The organism is Streptomyces sp. P9-2B-2, assembly GCF_030406865.1.
Taxonomy (GTDB): domain Bacteria; phylum Actinomycetota; class Actinomycetes; order Streptomycetales; family Streptomycetaceae; genus Streptomyces; species Streptomyces platensis.
Window position 1 is genome coordinate 2,268,524 of the sequence record NZ_CP129126.1, and the last position, 16,041, is coordinate 2,284,564.

Annotated in this window: 15 protein-coding genes; 9 read left to right on the top strand and 6 right to left on the bottom strand. The window is 72.0% G+C overall.

Going from position 1 to position 16,041, the window contains the following annotated elements:
• Window positions 1-103: 103 nt before the first annotated feature.
• The gene (locus tag QT196_RS09855) at window positions 104-1,195 is read right to left on the bottom strand and encodes an amidohydrolase family protein (protein WP_290356630.1); all 1,092 of its coding nucleotides are present in this window, start codon (window positions 1,193-1,195) and stop codon (window positions 104-106) included.
• Window positions 1,196-1,805: 610 nt separating this feature from the next.
• On the opposite strand from QT196_RS09855, the gene ectA reads away from it, so the two are divergent.
• The 4 genes from ectA (at window position 1,806) to thpD (ending at window position 5,246) form a co-directional block, all read left to right on the top strand.
• Window positions 1,806-2,372, top strand: a complete 567-nt coding sequence (ectA, locus tag QT196_RS09860; protein ID WP_168478527.1) for a diaminobutyrate acetyltransferase — start codon at window positions 1,806-1,808, stop codon at window positions 2,370-2,372.
• Window positions 2,373-2,511: 139 nt separating this feature from the next.
• Entirely contained in the window at window positions 2,512-3,780 is a 1,269-nt protein-coding gene (gene ectB, locus QT196_RS09865) for a diaminobutyrate--2-oxoglutarate transaminase (RefSeq protein WP_168478528.1), read from the top strand.
• Between the two features lie 54 nt (window positions 3,781-3,834).
• Complete coding sequence (locus QT196_RS09870; protein ID WP_018091828.1) at window positions 3,835-4,251, top strand: ectoine synthase; 417 nt, start codon at window positions 3,835-3,837, stop codon at window positions 4,249-4,251.
• Between the two features lie 95 nt (window positions 4,252-4,346).
• Complete coding sequence (gene thpD, locus QT196_RS09875; RefSeq protein ID WP_168478530.1) at window positions 4,347-5,246, top strand: ectoine hydroxylase; 900 nt, start codon at window positions 4,347-4,349, stop codon at window positions 5,244-5,246.
• Between the two features lie 117 nt (window positions 5,247-5,363).
• Here the strand turns inward: thpD and QT196_RS09880 are convergent, their stop codons facing one another.
• The 3 genes from QT196_RS09880 to QT196_RS09890 all read right to left on the bottom strand — a co-directional run bounded on the left by QT196_RS09880 (window position 5,364) and on the right by QT196_RS09890 (window position 8,403).
• The gene (locus QT196_RS09880) at window positions 5,364-6,431 is read right to left on the bottom strand and encodes an alkene reductase (RefSeq protein ID WP_290354759.1); all 1,068 of its coding nucleotides are present in this window, start codon (window positions 6,429-6,431) and stop codon (window positions 5,364-5,366) included.
• A gap of 92 nt (window positions 6,432-6,523) precedes the next feature.
• Window positions 6,524-7,585 (bottom strand): aminotransferase class V-fold PLP-dependent enzyme, encoded by a 1,062-nt coding sequence (locus tag QT196_RS09885; RefSeq protein ID WP_266730117.1) that lies wholly within the window; start codon window positions 7,583-7,585, stop codon window positions 6,524-6,526.
• A 113-nt stretch (window positions 7,586-7,698) separates the two neighbouring features.
• Complete coding sequence (locus tag QT196_RS09890; RefSeq protein WP_290354760.1) at window positions 7,699-8,403, bottom strand: DsbA family oxidoreductase; 705 nt, start codon at window positions 8,401-8,403, stop codon at window positions 7,699-7,701.
• A gap of 702 nt (window positions 8,404-9,105) precedes the next feature.
• On the opposite strand from QT196_RS09890, the gene QT196_RS09895 reads away from it, so the two are divergent.
• Window positions 9,106-9,885 carry a helix-turn-helix transcriptional regulator gene (locus tag QT196_RS09895; RefSeq protein WP_290354761.1) on the top strand — a complete coding sequence of 260 codons (780 nt, stop codon included), beginning with the start codon at window positions 9,106-9,108 and terminating at the stop codon, window positions 9,883-9,885.
• Window positions 9,886-9,926: 41 nt separating this feature from the next.
• Complete coding sequence (locus QT196_RS09900; RefSeq protein WP_290354762.1) at window positions 9,927-10,631, top strand: class I SAM-dependent methyltransferase; 705 nt, start codon at window positions 9,927-9,929, stop codon at window positions 10,629-10,631.
• On the opposite strand, the gene QT196_RS09905 is transcribed toward QT196_RS09900, so the two are convergent.
• Together QT196_RS09905 and QT196_RS09910 are read right to left on the bottom strand one after the other, a co-directional pair.
• A complete protein-coding gene (locus tag QT196_RS09905; protein ID WP_290354763.1) occupies window positions 10,558-11,121 on the bottom strand; it encodes a GNAT family N-acetyltransferase in 564 nt (187 codons plus the stop codon). The genes QT196_RS09900 and QT196_RS09905 overlap by 74 nt on opposite strands.
• Before the next feature lie 5 nt (window positions 11,122-11,126).
• Window positions 11,127-12,677 (bottom strand): aldehyde dehydrogenase (NADP(+)), encoded by a 1,551-nt coding sequence (locus QT196_RS09910; protein ID WP_168478543.1) that lies wholly within the window; start codon window positions 12,675-12,677, stop codon window positions 11,127-11,129.
• Between the two features lie 138 nt (window positions 12,678-12,815).
• On the opposite strand from QT196_RS09910, the gene QT196_RS09915 reads away from it, so the two are divergent.
• The 3 genes from QT196_RS09915 (at window position 12,816) to QT196_RS09925 (ending at window position 16,019) form a co-directional block, all read left to right on the top strand.
• Window positions 12,816-13,586, top strand: coding sequence for an IclR family transcriptional regulator (locus QT196_RS09915; RefSeq protein WP_266730139.1), 771 nt, complete (start codon window positions 12,816-12,818; stop codon window positions 13,584-13,586).
• Window positions 13,587-13,936: 350 nt separating this feature from the next.
• Window positions 13,937-15,208 carry a histidine kinase gene (locus QT196_RS09920; RefSeq protein ID WP_266731412.1) on the top strand — a complete coding sequence of 424 codons (1,272 nt, stop codon included), beginning with the start codon at window positions 13,937-13,939 and terminating at the stop codon, window positions 15,206-15,208.
• Window positions 15,209-15,308: 100 nt separating this feature from the next.
• Window positions 15,309-16,019: a response regulator transcription factor gene (locus QT196_RS09925; protein WP_168478545.1), complete on the top strand. Its 711-nt coding sequence runs from the start codon at window positions 15,309-15,311 to the stop codon at window positions 16,017-16,019.
• Window positions 16,020-16,041 lie beyond the last annotated feature (22 nt).

Genomic DNA, 16,041 nt, shown 5'->3' on the forward strand with positions numbered 1-16,041 from the left:
CTGTATTCGATTCCTGCGACACGGGGCACCACCGGCGCCCCAGCCGCCCCACCTCCCGGGTGACCCGCGTTGACCGCGCAGGTTCACCGGGTCACCCCGGCGGCTATCCCACGACCTGCCCCCGCAGCACCACCCGGCGCGGCGCCGCCAGCACCCGGACGTCCGCGCGCGGATCGCTCTCGTAGACCACCAGGTCCGCCGGGGCGCCCTCGGTGAGGCCGGGGCGGCCCAGCCAGTCCCGGGCGCCCCAGGTGGTCGCGGAGAGGGCCGCCACGGCGGGCAGACCGGCCCGGGTCAGCTCGACGACCTCCTCGGCGACCAGACCGTGGGCGAGCGAGCCGCCGGCGTCCGTACCGGCGAAGACGGGCACTCCGGCGTCGTAGGCCGCCCGGACGGTGTCGTAGCGGCGGTCGTGCAGGCGCCGCATGTGGTCCGCCCAGCGCGGGAACTTCGCCGCGCCGCCGTCCGCGAGCCGCGGGAAGGTGGCGATGTTGACGAGCGTGGGGACGATGGCCACGCCGCGCTCGGCGAACAGCGGGATGGTCTCCTCGGTGAGCCCGGTGGCGTGCTCGATGCAGTCGATACCGGCCTCGACGAGCGGAGCGAGGGTGTCCTCGGCGAAGCAGTGCGCGGTCACCCGGGCGCCGAGACGGTGGGCCTCGGCGATGGCAGCCTCGACCGCTCCGCGGGGCCAGCAGGCCTCCAGGTCGCCCGTGGAGCGGTCGATCCAGTCGCCGACGAGTTTGACCCAGCCGTCGCCGCGGCGGGCCTCCTGGGCGACATAGGCGGCCAGGTCCTCCGGCTCGATCTCGTGCGCGTAGTTGCGGATGTAGCGCCTGGTACGGGCGATGTGGCGCCCGGCGCGGATGATCCGCGGCAGGTCCTCGCGGTCGTCGACCCAGCGGGTGTCGGAGGGGGAGCCGGCGTCGCGGATCAGCAGGGTGCCGGCGTCACGGTCGGTGAGCGCCTGCTTTTCGCTGGTGGGGGCGTCCACCGGGCCGTGGGCGTCCAGGCCCACATGGCAGTGGGCGTCGACCAGGCCCGGCAGGGCCCAGCCCGTCACCGTGGTGGCATCCCGTGCCATCGATGGCCGGTCGAAGGTCACCCGGCCGCCGACCACCCACAGCTCGTCGCGCACATCGTCCGGTCCGACGAGGACCCTCCCCTTGAGGTGCAGCACCGCACCTTCACTCATGGACGTCATACCGGCACTGTAGGCGGCGCGGTACGGCGGGCGGCCGGGGCGGTCGCGCCGGTTCGCACGGCCGGCTTTCCCCGCCCGTTTCCGGGACGCCGGGCGCCCCGCCGGACTTTCCGCCGGAACTTTTTTCCGTGCACTCTCCGTGTGGCTTCCGCCACCCGCGCCGCACCGTTCTCCGTGTGTTCCCGGCGACTCTGCGTACGTTTCACGCGGTCTTCCGGGAGATCGCCTCACGCATGTTCCCGCGGGTCTTGTCACGGTCTTGCCGCGCAGGTTTCCATGGGCCTGCGCCCGGCCTTCCGGCGGCGAATTCCCAATTTCTTAGAAGTACAGCTTCCCGTATTCTTCTGCCCGCTTTTCCGCACCTCAAACGCCAAGATTTCGCTAGTGGCAAGTACCGTAATTCGGACGGATCTCATGGGTGTTACGGAGCTGTGACCGACTACACAACGTGTCCATTTCGCCCCGAACATCCCGGTCAAATCGGCACATCTTGCGGTGGCATCGCGCACCCGGGCGCCCCCGCGCGATAACACACCCTGGCCGCTTCCGTAACCCCTGCCCACGATGCAATTTCCATTTTCCCTAGGTAAATTTAATTCCCATGACCGCCGCACAAGCAGACCATGCCGGTGCCCGAAGCGATTTCAGAGAATTTCCGGAGGGCTTCAAGCTCGACACCCCACGCGTGGAGGACGGAGCCGCGATCTGGCGCATCGCCCGCGACTCGAAGGCGCTGGATCTCAACTCCTCGTACAGCTACCTCCTGTGGTGTCGCGACTTCGCCGCCACCTCCGTAGTCGCCCGCGACGCGGAGGGCGAGCCGGCCGCCTTCATCACCGGATACCTCCGCCCGGAACGCCCGGAGACCCTCGTCGTCTGGCAGGTCGCCGTCGACGACGCGCACCGTGGGCAGGGACTGGCGGCCGCACTCCTGGACGGGCTCGCCGCCCGGGCCAGGGACGAGCTGGGCGTACGTTTCGTCGAGACCACCGTGACCCCCGACAACACCGCATCCAACCGGTTGTTCGCGTCCTTCGCCGAGCGGCACTCAGTGCCCCTCAAGAGCGAGGTGCTCTTTGACGCAGGGCTGTTCCCGGAGCAGGGCCACGAGCCGGAGGTGCTGCACCTCATCGGCCCGTTCGAGCCACCGGCCCGCTCGGGGCACTGACGCACCCAGGACAGGACCGCGCGACGACGGCGCCGCAGCGGTCAGGCGGAACCCGGCACACACCCCGTGACACGGCCGGTACCGCCCAGCACCCAACAGACTTCCTCATCCTTCGCCACTCATCTCCCAGGAGCATGCTGTGACCATCACCCAGCCCGATCTGAGCGTCTTCGAGACCGTGGAGTCGGAGGTGCGCAGCTACTGCCGTAGCTGGCCCACCGTCTTCGACCGTGCGCAGGGCAGCCGCATGACCGACGAGGACGGCCACACCTACCTCGACTTCTTCGCCGGCGCCGGGTCACTCAACTACGGCCACAACAACCCCGTCCTGAAACGCGCCCTGATCGACTACATCGAGCGGGACGGCGTCACCCACGGCCTGGACATGTCCACCGTGGCCAAGCGGGCCTTCCTGGAGTCGTTCCAGAACATCATCCTGCGGCCCCGTGACCTGCCCTACAAGGTCATGTTCCCGGGCCCGACGGGCGCCAACTCCGTCGAGGCCGCGCTGAAGCTGGCCCGTAAGGTCAAGGGCCGCGAGTCGATCGTGTCCTTCACCAACGCCTTCCACGGCATGTCGCTGGGCGCCCTCGCCGTCACCGGTAACTCCATGAAGCGGGCCGGCGCCGGTATCCCGCTGGTGCACGGCACCCCGATGCCGTTCGACAACTACCTCGACGGCACCTACCCGGACTTCCTGTGGTTCGAGCGGCTGCTGGAGGACCAGGGCTCCGGTCTGAACACCCCCGCCGCCGTGATCGTCGAGACGGTCCAGGGCGAGGGCGGCATCAACGTCGCCCGTCCCGAGTGGCTGCGCGCCCTGTCCGACCTGTGCGAGCGCTGGGACATGCTGCTCATCGTCGACGACATCCAGATGGGCTGCGGCCGCACGGGTGCCTTCTTCTCCTTCGAGGAGGCGGGCATCGTGCCGGACATCGTCACCGTCTCGAAGTCCATCAGCGGCTACGGCCTGCCGCTCGCGCTCACCCTGTTCAAGCCTGAGCTGGACATCTGGGAGCCGGGCGAGCACAACGGCACCTTCCGCGGCAACAACCCGGCCTTCGTGACCGCCGCCGCGACGCTGGACACCTACTGGGCCGACGGCCAGATGGAGAAGCAGACTCTCGCCCGCGGTGAGATCGTCGAAGCGCACCTGAAGGCGATCGCCGAGGAGCACCCGGACGCCATCGCCGAGTACCGCGGCCGCGGTCTGGTGTGGGGCCTGGAGTGCAACGACAAGCCCCTGGCCAACAAGATCGCGGCCCGCGCCTTCGAGCTGGGTCTGCTGATCGAGACCTCCGGCCCGGAGAGCGAGGTCGTCAAACTGCTCCCCGCACTGACGACCACCCCCGAGGAACTGGACGAGGGACTCCGCGTCCTCGCCCGCGCGGTCCGCGACTGCGCCTGATCGGCCCAGCGGCCCCAGAGATCCTTACCGTTCCACAGAAAGGCACCGAGCACCGTGATCGTCCGATCCTTCAAGGACATCGAAGGCACCGACCGCCACGTCAAGGCCAAGTCCGGCACCTGGGAGAGCAAGCGCATCGTGCTCGCCAAGGAGCGCGTCGGCTTCTCGCTGCACGAGACCACGCTGTACGCCGGGACCGAGACGTCGATGTGGTACGCGAACCACATCGAAGCCGTACTCTGCGTAGAGGGTGAGGCCGAGCTCACGAACGATGAGACCGGCGAGAAATACACCATCACGCCGGGCACGATGTACCTGCTCGACGGGCACGAGAAGCACACCATGCGGATCAAGGAGGACTTCCGCTGCGTGTGTGTCTTCAACCCGCCCGTCACCGGCCGCGAGGACCACGACGAGAACGGGGTCTACCCGCTTCTCACCGAACCGGAGTCTGAGCCCGAAACGGTCTGAGGCGCCGCCCGCCCGCTGCCCCGTCCGGCAGCGCCCAGGAGGCACGCACACGCACGTAAGCCAGATTCCGTACGAGAGGAGAGGAAGGCAACACCATGACCACCGCACCCGAGCGCACCGCCGACCTGTACCCGACCCGTGGGACCGCTGAGGTCATCACCCCGCGGAAGGACCCGGTGGTGTGGTCGCAGCCCGGAACGGCCGGCCCCTTCGAGCCGTCCGAGCTGAGCGACTTCGAACGCGACGGCTTTTTCGCCATCGGGGAACTGCTCACGCCGGAAGAAGTCGCGGTGTACCGCGCCGAACTGGACCGGCTCGTGCTCGACCCGACGATGCGCGCCGACCCGCGCTCCATCGTCGAGCCGAAGTCACAGGACGTACGGACCGTGTTCGAGGTGCACAAGATCAGCGAGGTGTTCGCCAAGCTCGTCTCCGATCCGCGGGTGGTCGGCCGGGCCCGTCAGATCCTCGGCTCGGACGTGTATGTCCATCAGTCGCGGATCAATGTGAAGCCGGGCTTCGGTGCCTCCGGCTTCTACTGGCACTCCGACTTCGAGACCTGGCACGCCGAGGACGGGCTGCCGAATATGCGCACCGTGTCGGTCTCGATCGCGCTGACGGAGAACTACGACACCAACGGCGGCTTGATGATCATGCCCGGCTCACACCAGCACTTCGTGGGCTGCGAGGGCGCGACGCCGAAGGACAATTACAAGCGGTCACTCCAGATGCAGGACGCGGGCATCCCGTCGGACGAGGTGCTGACGAAGCTGGCGGACACGCACGGGGTCCGCCTCTTCACGGGTCAGGCCGGCTCGGCGACGTGGTTCGACTGCAACGCCATGCACGGCTCGGGCGACAACATCACGCCCTACCCCCGCAGCAATGTCTTCATCGTCTTCAACAGCGTGGAGAACGAAGCGGTGGAGCCGTTCGCGGCACCGGTCCGGCGCCCGGAATACATCGGGGCCCGCGACTTCGCTCCGGTGCGTTAGGGGACGTTCGCACCGGTGGCGCGGCCGCCGCACAGCAGGTCTGTGCGGCGGCCGCGCCGTGTTGTGCGGCCGGTGCGCGGGGCCCCGCCGGGGCGGCCCGCACCGGCGGACGGCTCCTCAGGCATCCAGCGCCGGGTAGTCGACGTAGCCGGAGTCGTCACCGCCGTAGAAGCTCGCCCGGTCCGGGGTGTTGAAGGGGCCGCCGAGCGCCAGCCGCCGGGGCAGATCGGGGTTGGCGAGGAACAGCGCGCCGTACGCCAGCAGATCGGCCTCGCCCTCCTCGACCAGCGACAGCTCCTCGGGACCGGTGGGCCGGCCCACGGTGGCCGGGTTGAGCAGGAACGTCCCGCCGAAGCGCTTGCGCAGCCGGGCCAGCAGCTCCAGATCGAGCACATCGCAGGTGTGCAGATAGGCCAGGCCCAGCGGGGCGACGGCCTCGATCACGGCGGTGTAGGTGGCCTCGGGCGCGGGCTCGTCGATGTCGTTGAAGGGGTTGCCGGGCGACAGCCGCAGACCGGTGCGGTGCGCACCGGCCTCGGCCGCGACGGCCTTGACGACCTCGATGGCGAAGCGGGCGCGGGCCTCGTCGGAGCCGCCCCAGGCGTCCGTCCGCAGGTTGGTGTTGGGCGCCAGGAACTGGTGGATCAGATAGCCGTTCCCGCCATGGATCTCCACACCGTCGAACCCGGCCTCCAGGGCGTTGCGGGCCGCCGCCGCGAAGCCCTGGATGGTCCGGTGGATCTCCTCGTCGGTCAGCTCGCGCGGGGTGACGAAGTCCGTCGGGCCGTCCTGGGTGAAGCCCTGGCCGGCCGCGCCGACCGCGGAGGGCGCGACGGGCACCAGGCCGTCGGGCAGCAGCACCGGGTGACCGATGCGGCCGCCGTGCCAGAGCTGACCGAAGATCTTGCCGCCCGCGGCGTGCACGGAGTCGGTGACCCGGCGCCATCCGGCGACCTGCTCCGGGGTGTGCAGTCCGGGGGTGAGCGGGTAGCCACGGCCGACCGGCTCGGTCTGCGAGGCCTCGGTGATGATGAGTCCGGCCGAGGCCCGCTGGGTGTAGTAGCGGACCATCGACGGGGTCGGAACGCCCTCGGCGGTGGCGCGGTTGCGGGTCATCGGGGCCATGACGAGGCGGTTGGCGAGCGGGATGCCGGCGAGGTCTATCGGGTCGAACGCGGTGGTCACTGGGGGCCTTTCCACTGCTTCCTGAACAAGATCGTTTCCCATTACACCAGCTGCTCCCACGCCCCCGCCCGCCCCCTGTTCCCCGGCCGCCGTTACCCCAGCAGGGCCAGCAACCGGTCCACGTCATCCGTCGAGTTGTAGAGGTGGAAGGCCGCGCGGAGCAGCCCGCCGCGCACCGAGATCCGCACCCCCGCCGCGGCGGCCCGGTCCTCCGCGTCCGCGATCCCCGGGGTGGAGACGATCGCCGAACCGGGCGCGGGCCGCGGCGTCAGACCCCGCTCGGCCAGCCCCGCGCGGTAGTGGTCGGCGAGCGCGTTGTTGTGGGCATGGATGGTCTCCACGCCCAGCTCCCCCAGGAGGCCGAGGGACTGCTCCGCGCCGACGTAGGAGAAGTGCGCGTACGGTTCGTCGAAGCGCCGGGCGGTGGCCGCCGGCTGGATCAGCCCGTAGTTGGACGCGCCGATGTCCTCCCCCGCGACCCAGCCCGCATGCAGCGCGGCCGGCCACTCCGCGCCCCGCCCGTAGTCCCCGCCGAACGCCATGAAGGTCGTCCCGCGCGGACACAGCAGCCACTTGAACGCCCCGGCGACGACGAAGTCGAAGTCGGCGGCGCGCAGCGGCAGCCAGCCGGCGGCCTGGGTGATGTCGAGGTAGGTGCGCGCCCCATGAGCCCGGGCGGCCTCGCGCACCGCCGCCATATCGGCGATCCGGCCGTCCAGCGACTGCACGGCGCTGAAGGCGACCAGCGCGGTGCCGGGGCGCACGGCGTCGGCGAGCGCCTCCAGCGGCACGGTGCGCAGCTTGATGCCCGGGCGGGCGGCGAGCGGATTGACCAGGGAGCTGAAGTCGCCCTCGGGGGCCAGCACTTCGGCACCCTCCGGGAGCGTGGCGGCGACGAACGCGGACTGCACCGCGACCGAACTGCCCAGCGCGACCCGCTCGGCGGGCACGTCCAGCAGCCGGGCGAAGGCGGCACGGGAGGCGGTGGCGGCGGCGAAGTAGTCGCGGCCCATGGTTCCGTAGGAGGCGGACTCCTCCAGGGCCGCGCGCAAGGCGTCGGCACTGCGCCGCGGGAGCAGTCCGCTGGAGGCGGAGTTCAGATAGGTCGTCTCGGGCGCGAATTCGGCCCCGCCGAGTGGCTCACGTCGATGCATGTCCCCACTCTGCTCGGCACAGCGCGCCCCGTCCATGGCGACTCCGTCCGGCCGGCCCGCACCACGTCCCTGTCACCGCAGATCACGACGGGTGCGGGCGGCGGCTCCCCACCTCACTTCCCGGGCACGGCGCAGCCGTCGTCCCCGCACACCCCGGCGTCCCCGGCCGCCCCGAGCGGCTCCGCCCCGTCGGCGTACGCACGCTCCAGGGCCTCCCGGAAGACCTCGGCGGGCTGCCCGCCGGAGATGCCGTACCGGCGGTCGATGACGAAGAACGGCACCCCCGTGGCACCCAGCTCCGCGGCCTCCCGCTCCTCGGCACGCACCTCCTCCGCATACGCCCCGGGGTCGGCCAGCACCCGGTCGGCCTCCTCGGCGGGCAGCCCCGCGCCGACCGCGGTCGCACGGAGCACAGCGGGCTCACCGAGCCGCCCGGCCTCAGCGAAATTGGCCCGGTAGAAGGCATCGAGCAGCGCCTCCTCGACGCCATGCTCCCGGGCGAGGTGCAGCAGCCGGTGCAGATCGAAGGTGTTGCCGTGGATCCGGTCGGACCGGTACTCCAGCCCCTCCCCCGCGGCCGCCTCGGCGACCCGGGCCTCCATCGCCTCGGCCTGCGCCCGGCTCACGCCGTACTTCGTGGCGAGCATGTCGATCACCGGGATGTCGGTGGCGGCCGGCGCGTTCGGATCCAGCTCGAAGGAGCGGTGCACCACCTCGACGCCCTCCCGGTGCGCGAAGGCGGCGAGCCCGGCCTCGAAGCGGGCCTTGCCGATGTAGCACCAGGGGCAGGCGATATCGGACCAGATTTCGACGCGCATGAGCTGACTTTCCTCGTGGTGGGTGTGCGCGGGGGCAACGTCGGGGGGTGGGGGCGATATTCCCGGGGCGGGGGACGCCTGGCCTTCGTGGACCGCCCGGGTCAAGAACGTTCCGGTCCTCCTCTTCCTCGTGGATCTGCCGTGGGAGACGGGGGCAGGGCTTCGTGAGTCCGCACGCAGCGCGGACACCCGCACGGGGGCCAGACTCCCGATGCCTCGGGGCTGAGGGACCGGTCGGCGCTGTCGGCCGGGTACGTAGCCGCGGCCTCCCACGTCCTCCCGGAGTCACGCGAGACACGCACGGTCATGGTCATGGACGGCTCGCTGCGTGGTAACGGTGCTTCCGGAGCCGCACGTTCGCGTCCGTTGCGGCGGACAGATCACCCCGTTCGCGCGCTTCCCGGCGCTGCACGGCGAGGTCGCCGCAAACGGCGCAGCCCTCCACGGGGGTGGGTTGCAGCTCCGGCAGCGAAAGGGAGACCGCTGCGCCGACACCGCCTCCGGGTGCCCCCTCATTGCCATGGACCATGTGCTCTGCCTCTCCTTGAGCGTCTCCTCGGTACTTCGATGCTCCCGGCGATGGACGGACATCACGACGTCGCTTGAGGCGTCGCCGGGGCGTCACTCGGAAAGGCGTCAACGACACCTGAGTGGGCGTCAAACCGGTGTCATTTGAGGGTGATTCGGGCTAGCTTTGACGGCATGACGATGACCGTTGTGGTGCCGAATGACGTGCTGCGGGCCGTACGGCTGGGACTGCGCATGAGTCAGGACGAGTTAGCGACCGCGCTACGGCGCGCGGGTATCGAGCTCGGAGAACCCAACGAGGCATCAAAGCGCCTGGTACAGCGCTGGGAAGCCGGTGTCAGCAGGACGCCGAGGGGCGTGTACGCGCGGGCCCTGGAGCGGGTGACGGGCCGCCCCGTGGAGGCCCTCGGATTCTCCCTTCCGGTGCCGATGGCACGGGTGCACGCAGACGGGACAGGAGGGCATGACATGGATGCCGGGGTGGAAGGTACCGCCGCTGCGGTCAGGGGCCCGCAGCAGGCCGCGCAGTCGGGCGAGGAGACGTTCACGGGGGTGTGGCTGAGCCGGTACGAGTTCTACTCCTCCAGCCGGGATGCCACGTACGAGGGCCGGCACCACGTGGTGATCGTGCAGCACGGGAACCGGCTGACCGCGCAGAGCCTGCCCGGTGCGAGCAGCAACCCGGACAGCCCGCTCACGCTGGACCTCACCGTGGACCGGAACGTCATCACCGGTTCATGGGTGGAGCAGACGGCCGCCGACGGCTACTACAACGGCGCCCGCTACCACGGCGCCGTTCAGCTGCTGGTCGAGCCGACCGGCCGCCGTATGACCGGCAAGTGGGTCGGCTTCGGCAAGGAATTCGACGTGAACACGGGCCCCTGGGAACTGCGTCTGGTGGACCGCTCGACCGGCAAGGCCGCGTTGGCGCAGTACAGCACCCCGCCTGAGTGATCCGACGGGGCGGCGGGCTATTCCCCGGGTACGGTCCCCGCATGACCTCGTCACAGGGATTTCTCGGGTTCTGGGAGACGGCCGGGTCCGCCAAGACCTTCACCCACCCGCTCGACCCGGCGCTGCTGGACGCGTATGTGCCGCGGAGCGCGCGGGTGCTGGACTACGGATGCGGCTACGGGCGGCTGACCGCCGAGCTGGCCGGGGCCGGGTACCGCGCGGTGCGTGGGGTGGATGTCTCGGCGGCGCTGATCGCGCGGGGGAAGCGGGAGCATCCGGAGCTGGAGCTGCTGCACTGCCCCGGTTTCCCGCTGCCGTTCGCGGACGGTGCTTTCGATGCGGCGCTGCTGTTCGCGGTGCTGACCTGTGTGCCCCGGGACGCGGACCAGACGGCGATCGTCGGGGAGCTGGGGCGGCTGGTGCGGCCGGGTGGGGTGCTGTATCTGAGCGATGTGCCGTTGCAGGGGGATGCGCTCAACCGGGAGCGGTATGCGCGTTTCTCGGCGCGGTACGGGACGTACGGGGTGTTCGAGACGCCCGACGGCGGGGTGTTCCGGCACCATCCGCCGGAGCGGCTGCGGGGGCTGGTGCGGGAGGCGGGCTTCTCGGTGGTGAAGGAGCGGGAGGGGTCGGTGGCCACGCTGGACGGGCAGACCGCCGATCGGCTTCAGCTCATCGCCCGGCGGGATCCGGTACCGCCGGAGCCGGTGCCGCCGGGGGTGTCGCCAGGTCCAGCCACAGGGTGAGGTGGGTGGCGTCCGGAGCGGGGCGGCGGTCCGGGTCGGGGCGCCAGCCGAGCCGGGTGTAGAAGGCGCGGGCGCGGTGGTTGTGCCAGAGCACGTCGAGGACGGCCCGGGAGAAACCCGCCGCGCACCAGGCCCGCAGGCAGGCGCCGTGCAGGGCGCGGCCGACGCCGGTGCCCCAGTGGTGGGGGTCGACATGGAGCTGGTGGAGGGTGACGGCCGGCCGGTGGTGGTCGGCGCGGTGGCGGTAGGAGGCCGCACCGACCACGGTGCCGTGCCGGGCGGCGCAGAGCGCGGGGGTGTCGCCCCGGGCCAGGTCACGTAACCAGGCGTCGTGCCGGCGGGCCCGTTCGGCGACGACGTCGAAGGGCGCGTCCGGGAACCGGGCGCGGTGGTAGGCGGCACGGGCCCCGGTGTGCAGGGCGGCGATCGCGGGCAGGTCGGCGGCGGTCGCGGCGCGGACCTGGAGGGCCGCGTCGGGGGCGGGGCGCACGGTCGCTAGACGCCCTCGGCGCGGCCGTCGACCCGGCGCGGCAGACCGAGCGGGTTGTCCTCGTGCAGCTCGGGCGGCAGCAGCGCGGGAGGGGTGTCCTGGTAGGCGACCGGGCGCAGCCAGCGTTCCACGGCGCTGCCGCCGACGGAGGTGGACGTGGAGGTGGTGGCCGGGTAGGGGCCGCCGTGGTGCTGGGCGGGGGCGACCGCGACGCCGGTCGGCCAGCCGTTGACGACCACCCGGCCGGCGAGCGGGGTGACCTCGGCCAGCAGCCGGGCGCCGCGGCCCGCGGCATCGGTGCCGGCGCTCTCCGCGTCGCCGAGCTGAAGAGTCGCGGAGAGGTTGCCGGGGAGCCGGGCGAGTACGGCGCCGATCTCGGCCTCGTCGGCGTAGCGGGCGACGACGGTGACCGGGCCGAAGCACTCCTCCAGGAGGAGGTCGTGCGGCCCTTCGGCGGCCAGGTGGGCGGCGGGGACGGCGAGGAAACCGGCGCTGACGGTGTGCTCGCTGCCCGCGCCGGGGGTGACCGGCGCGTGGACACCGGGGAGCGCTGCGCGGGTGCGGACCCCGTCGAGGAACGCCTCGCGCATCCGGTGGTCGAGCAGCACCCCGGCCTCGGTGTCACTGACCGCCGCGGTCAGCGCCGTCAGCAGCCGGTCGCCGGTCTCGCCGCCGGGCGCCAGGACCAGGCCCGGCTTGACGCAGAACTGGCCGACGCCGAGGGTCATCGACCCGGCCAGCCCGGCCCCGATCTGCTCGGCGCGCTCGGCGGCCGCGGCCTCGGTGATCACGACGGGGTTGAGGCTGCCCAGCTCGCCGTGGAAGGGGATCGGGTGCGGGCGGGAGGCGGCCGCGTCGTACAGGGCGCGGCCGCCGCGCACCGAGCCGGTGAAGCCGGCGGCGCTGATCAGCGGGTGGCGCACCAGGTCGATACCGGCCTGGAAGCCGTGCACCAGATTGACCACGCCCTCCGGCAGGCCGACCTCCCTGGCCGCGCGGTGCAGCAGCGCGGCACACAGCTCTGAGGTCGCCGGATGGTCCGGGTGTGCCTTGACGACGACCGGGCAGCCGGCCGCGAGGGCGCTGGCGGTGTCCCCGCCCGGTACCGAGAAGGCGAGCGGGAAGTTGCTGGCGGCGTAGACCGCGACGGGGCCCAGCGGGATCTTGTAGCGGCGCAGGTCGGGCCGGGGCGGGGTGAGTCCGGGGTCGGCGTGGTCGATCAGTACGTCGAGGAACGCGCCGTCCTCGACCAGGTCCGCGAAGGCCCGCAACTGGTAGGTGGTACGGGCGAGTTCGCCGGTGAGCCGGCCCGGGCCGAGCGCCGTCTCGGCGTCGGCGGCCTCGATGACCGCCTCACCCGCCTCGTCCAGCAGATCGGCGGAGCGGCGCAACAGAGCGGCGCGTACGGTGCGGTCGGCCAGCGCGCCACGGGCGGCGTGTGCGGTGCGGACCGCGGTGTCCACCTCGTCGGCGGTGGCTTCCACCGCGACCTGTTCCCGCTGCTTCCCGGTTCGGGGGTCGACACTCCAGACTGGTGCTGCTGCTGTCGCTGCCACCGTGCATTCCTCCCGGGCGATGCTGCCGAGTCGTTCCGCGCCTTGCCGCACACCGGATCACGTTCGATATCGTGAACGCTGTTCCAGATGATGAACAACTGGGACTCTATGGCGGTCCGAACAGAGGGGTCAAGGGCGATGTCAGCTGCCGAAACCGGTGGATCGCAGGTCAAATCCGCGGTGCGGACGGTGGAGTTGCTCGAGTACTTCGCGGGTCGTCCCGGTATGCACAGCCTGGCCTCGGTCCAGGAAGCGGTCGGCTACCCGAAGTCCAGCCTCTACATGCTGCTGCGCACCCTCGCCGACCTGGGCTGGGTCGAGACCGACGCGACCGGCACCCGCTACGGCATCGGGGTGCGCGCCCTGCTCGTCGGCACCTCGTACATCGACGGCGACGAGGTGGTGGCCGCGGCCCGGCCGACGCTGGACCGGCTCTCCGACGACACCACCGAGACCATCCACCTCGCCCGGCTCGACGGCACCAACGTCGTCTATCTCGCGACCCGGCAGTCCCAGCACTATCTGCGCCCCTTCACCCGCGTCGGACGGCGGCTGCCCGCGCACTCCACCTCGCTGGGCAAGGCGCTGCTCGCCACCTACACCGACGAGCAGGTCCGGGCGATGCTGCCGCCGGCCCTCGCCCCGCTGACCGAGCACACCCGCACCGACCGCGAGCAGCTGATCGAGGAGCTGCACGCGGTACGCGAACAGGGCTATGCGGTCGACCGCGAGGAGAACACCCTGGGCCTGCGCTGCTTCGGCGTCGCGATCCCCTACCGCACCCCGGCGCGGGACGCGATCAGCTGCTCGGTGCCGGTGGCCCGGCTGGCCCCGGGGCGCGAGCAGATGATCAAGGAAGCGCTGTTCGACGCCCGCGACCGGCTGACGCTGGCGACCCGGCGGTTGTGAGGCGGAGGGCCGGTTGATATCGGCGACGGCCGGTTGAGTGCTCCTCCCCCGTGCGGCGGAGGAGGATCGTCAGCGCGGGCGAGGCGCTGCGGAGCGGCGGCCGGGAGGCTGGGCGCCATGAGCAACCGGAGAGACCACCCCGCGCGGGCCCCGTACGCCGGTGCCCTGCCGCCCGTCATACGCCCGGCGGGTCGTGCCGCCCGGCCCGTGGGGCGGCTGGCTCCGCCGACAGCCACGCCGCCCCCGCCGGCGAGGAGCTCCACTTACGCTGTGCGGATGAGCGTCGGGACGAGCGTGGCGGGGGCCGGGGCCCGTTTCTTCGCCGTACGCGAGGACGCCCGGTGCTGCTGATGGGTCGGCGCTGGGTCCATCTGGTGCTCGGCGGCGCGCTGTTGATGCCGTTCTTCCTGCTGACCTCGGTCGTCGTGCCGCTGTTCGCGGACGGCGCCAACCCGTTCCTCGACGTGGGCTGGCAGTTCGTCGCGTTCGGCGGTGCGCTGCCGCTTGCCGCCCTGGCCGCGCTGCTCTTCCCGCTGCTGCGGCCGCTGGAGGTGGCCGCCGTACGGTCGTTGTGCGGGGTGCCCGCGGAGCGGCTGGCCGAGGGGCCGGCGGTCTCCTGGGCGGCCCGGCGGCGTACGGCGCTGTGGTTCGTGGCGCATCTGCTGGCCGGCGGGATCGTCAGCGGGATGACACTGTCCGCGCCGCCGGCCGCGGTGGTGCTGTTGTTGCTGCCGTTCGCCGACCCCCTGCGGCACACCGCGCTGCCGGACACCTTCCACGGCGTGCTGGGCCCGCTCGCGGGGCTGGCGCTGCTGGCCCTGGTGGTGGGCACGGCCTGGGGTGCGGGGGCGCTGCTGGGCCGCGCCGCCCCCGTGCTGCTGGGTCCCACACCGGCCGACCGGCTGGCGGCCGCCGAGCGCCGGGCCGCCGAACTGGCGTCCCGCAACCGGCTGGCACGCGACCTGCACGACGCGGTCGGACACGCGCTGAGCGCGGTCACCCTCCAGGCGGGCGCGGCCCGCCGGGTCCTCGACACGGACCCGGAGTTCGCCCGCCGGGCGCTGGCCGCCATCGAGGAGACCACCCGTGACGCGGTCGCCGAACTGGACACCGTCCTCGGGCTGTTGCGGGAGGAGGACAGCAGCGATCCGGCCGCGCCCGCGCCCACCCTGAACGGTCTGGAGGCGCTGCTCGGCCGCACCCGGGCGGCGGGCGTACCGGTCGAGGCGACGGTCGAGGGACCGTGCGCGGGGCTGGCGCCGGTGATCTCCCGGGAGGCCTACCGGATCGTGCAAGAGGGCCTCAGCAACGCACTGCGGCACGCCGGTCCGGTACCGGTCCGGCTGCATCTCGGCGTCCGGGAGGGCGAGTTGCTGATACGGGTGGAGAATCCGGTGGCGGGGACGGGGGCCGGTGCGGCGGGGGGCCCGGGGGCCCGGCCGGGTGGGGGACGCGGGCTGCGGGGGATCACCGAGCGCGCACGGCTGCTGGGCGGTGCGGCGTCGGCGGCGGAACGGGACGGCGTATGGCGGCTCACGGCCCGGCTATCACTGACGGGGGCGGGAACGGGGACGGTCACGGGGGCAGAGGCGGGGCCGGGCACGGGGACAGAGGAATGGTGAGCGGGGCGGGCGGCGGATGACGGACGACCGACGGCCGGGAACGGCGAGCGGGGCGGCGGATGGAACACGGCCGGCGGCCGGGAACGGGGACGAGCGGGGCATGACCACGACGCAGGACGACGACCAGCGGGGCCAACACCCGGACGCCCCCCGCCCCCTCCGGATCATGCTCGCCGACGACGAACAGATGGTGCGCTCGGCGCTGCGCGCGATCCTGGGCGCCGAGAGCGATATGGAGGTCGTCGGCGAGGCGGCGACCGGCGCCGAGGCGGTGCCGCTGATCCGTGAACTGCGCCCGGACATCGTGCTGATGGACGTCCGGATGCCGGAGATCGACGGGATCCGGGCGACCGAGCAGGTGCTCGCCGGGATGGACCGGCCGCCGCGCATCATCGTGGTGACCACCTTCGAGAACGACGCCTACGTCTATGACGCGCTCCGGGCCGGTGCCAGCGGATTCCTGCTCAAACGGTCCGGCGCGGAGGACCTGGTGCAGGCCGTACGGCTGGTGGCGCGCAGCGACTCGCTGCTGTTCCCGGCCGCCGTACGCCAACTGGCCGCCCGGCACGCCGCACAGCGCGCCGCGGACGACGCGGTGCGGACACTGCGGGCCCGGCTGTCGGAGCGGGAGCGGGCCGTACTGCGCCTGATGACGGCCGGAATGACGAACGCCGAGATCGCCGACCGGCTCGGGGTGGGCCCGGCCACGGTCAAGACACATGTGGCGGGCGTACTCGCCAAACTCGGCGTACGGGACCGCACCCAGGCGGTGATCGCCGCGTACGAGTGCGGGTTCGTCCGGCCGGGGTGAGGGCCGGGGGCATCGGGTCGGC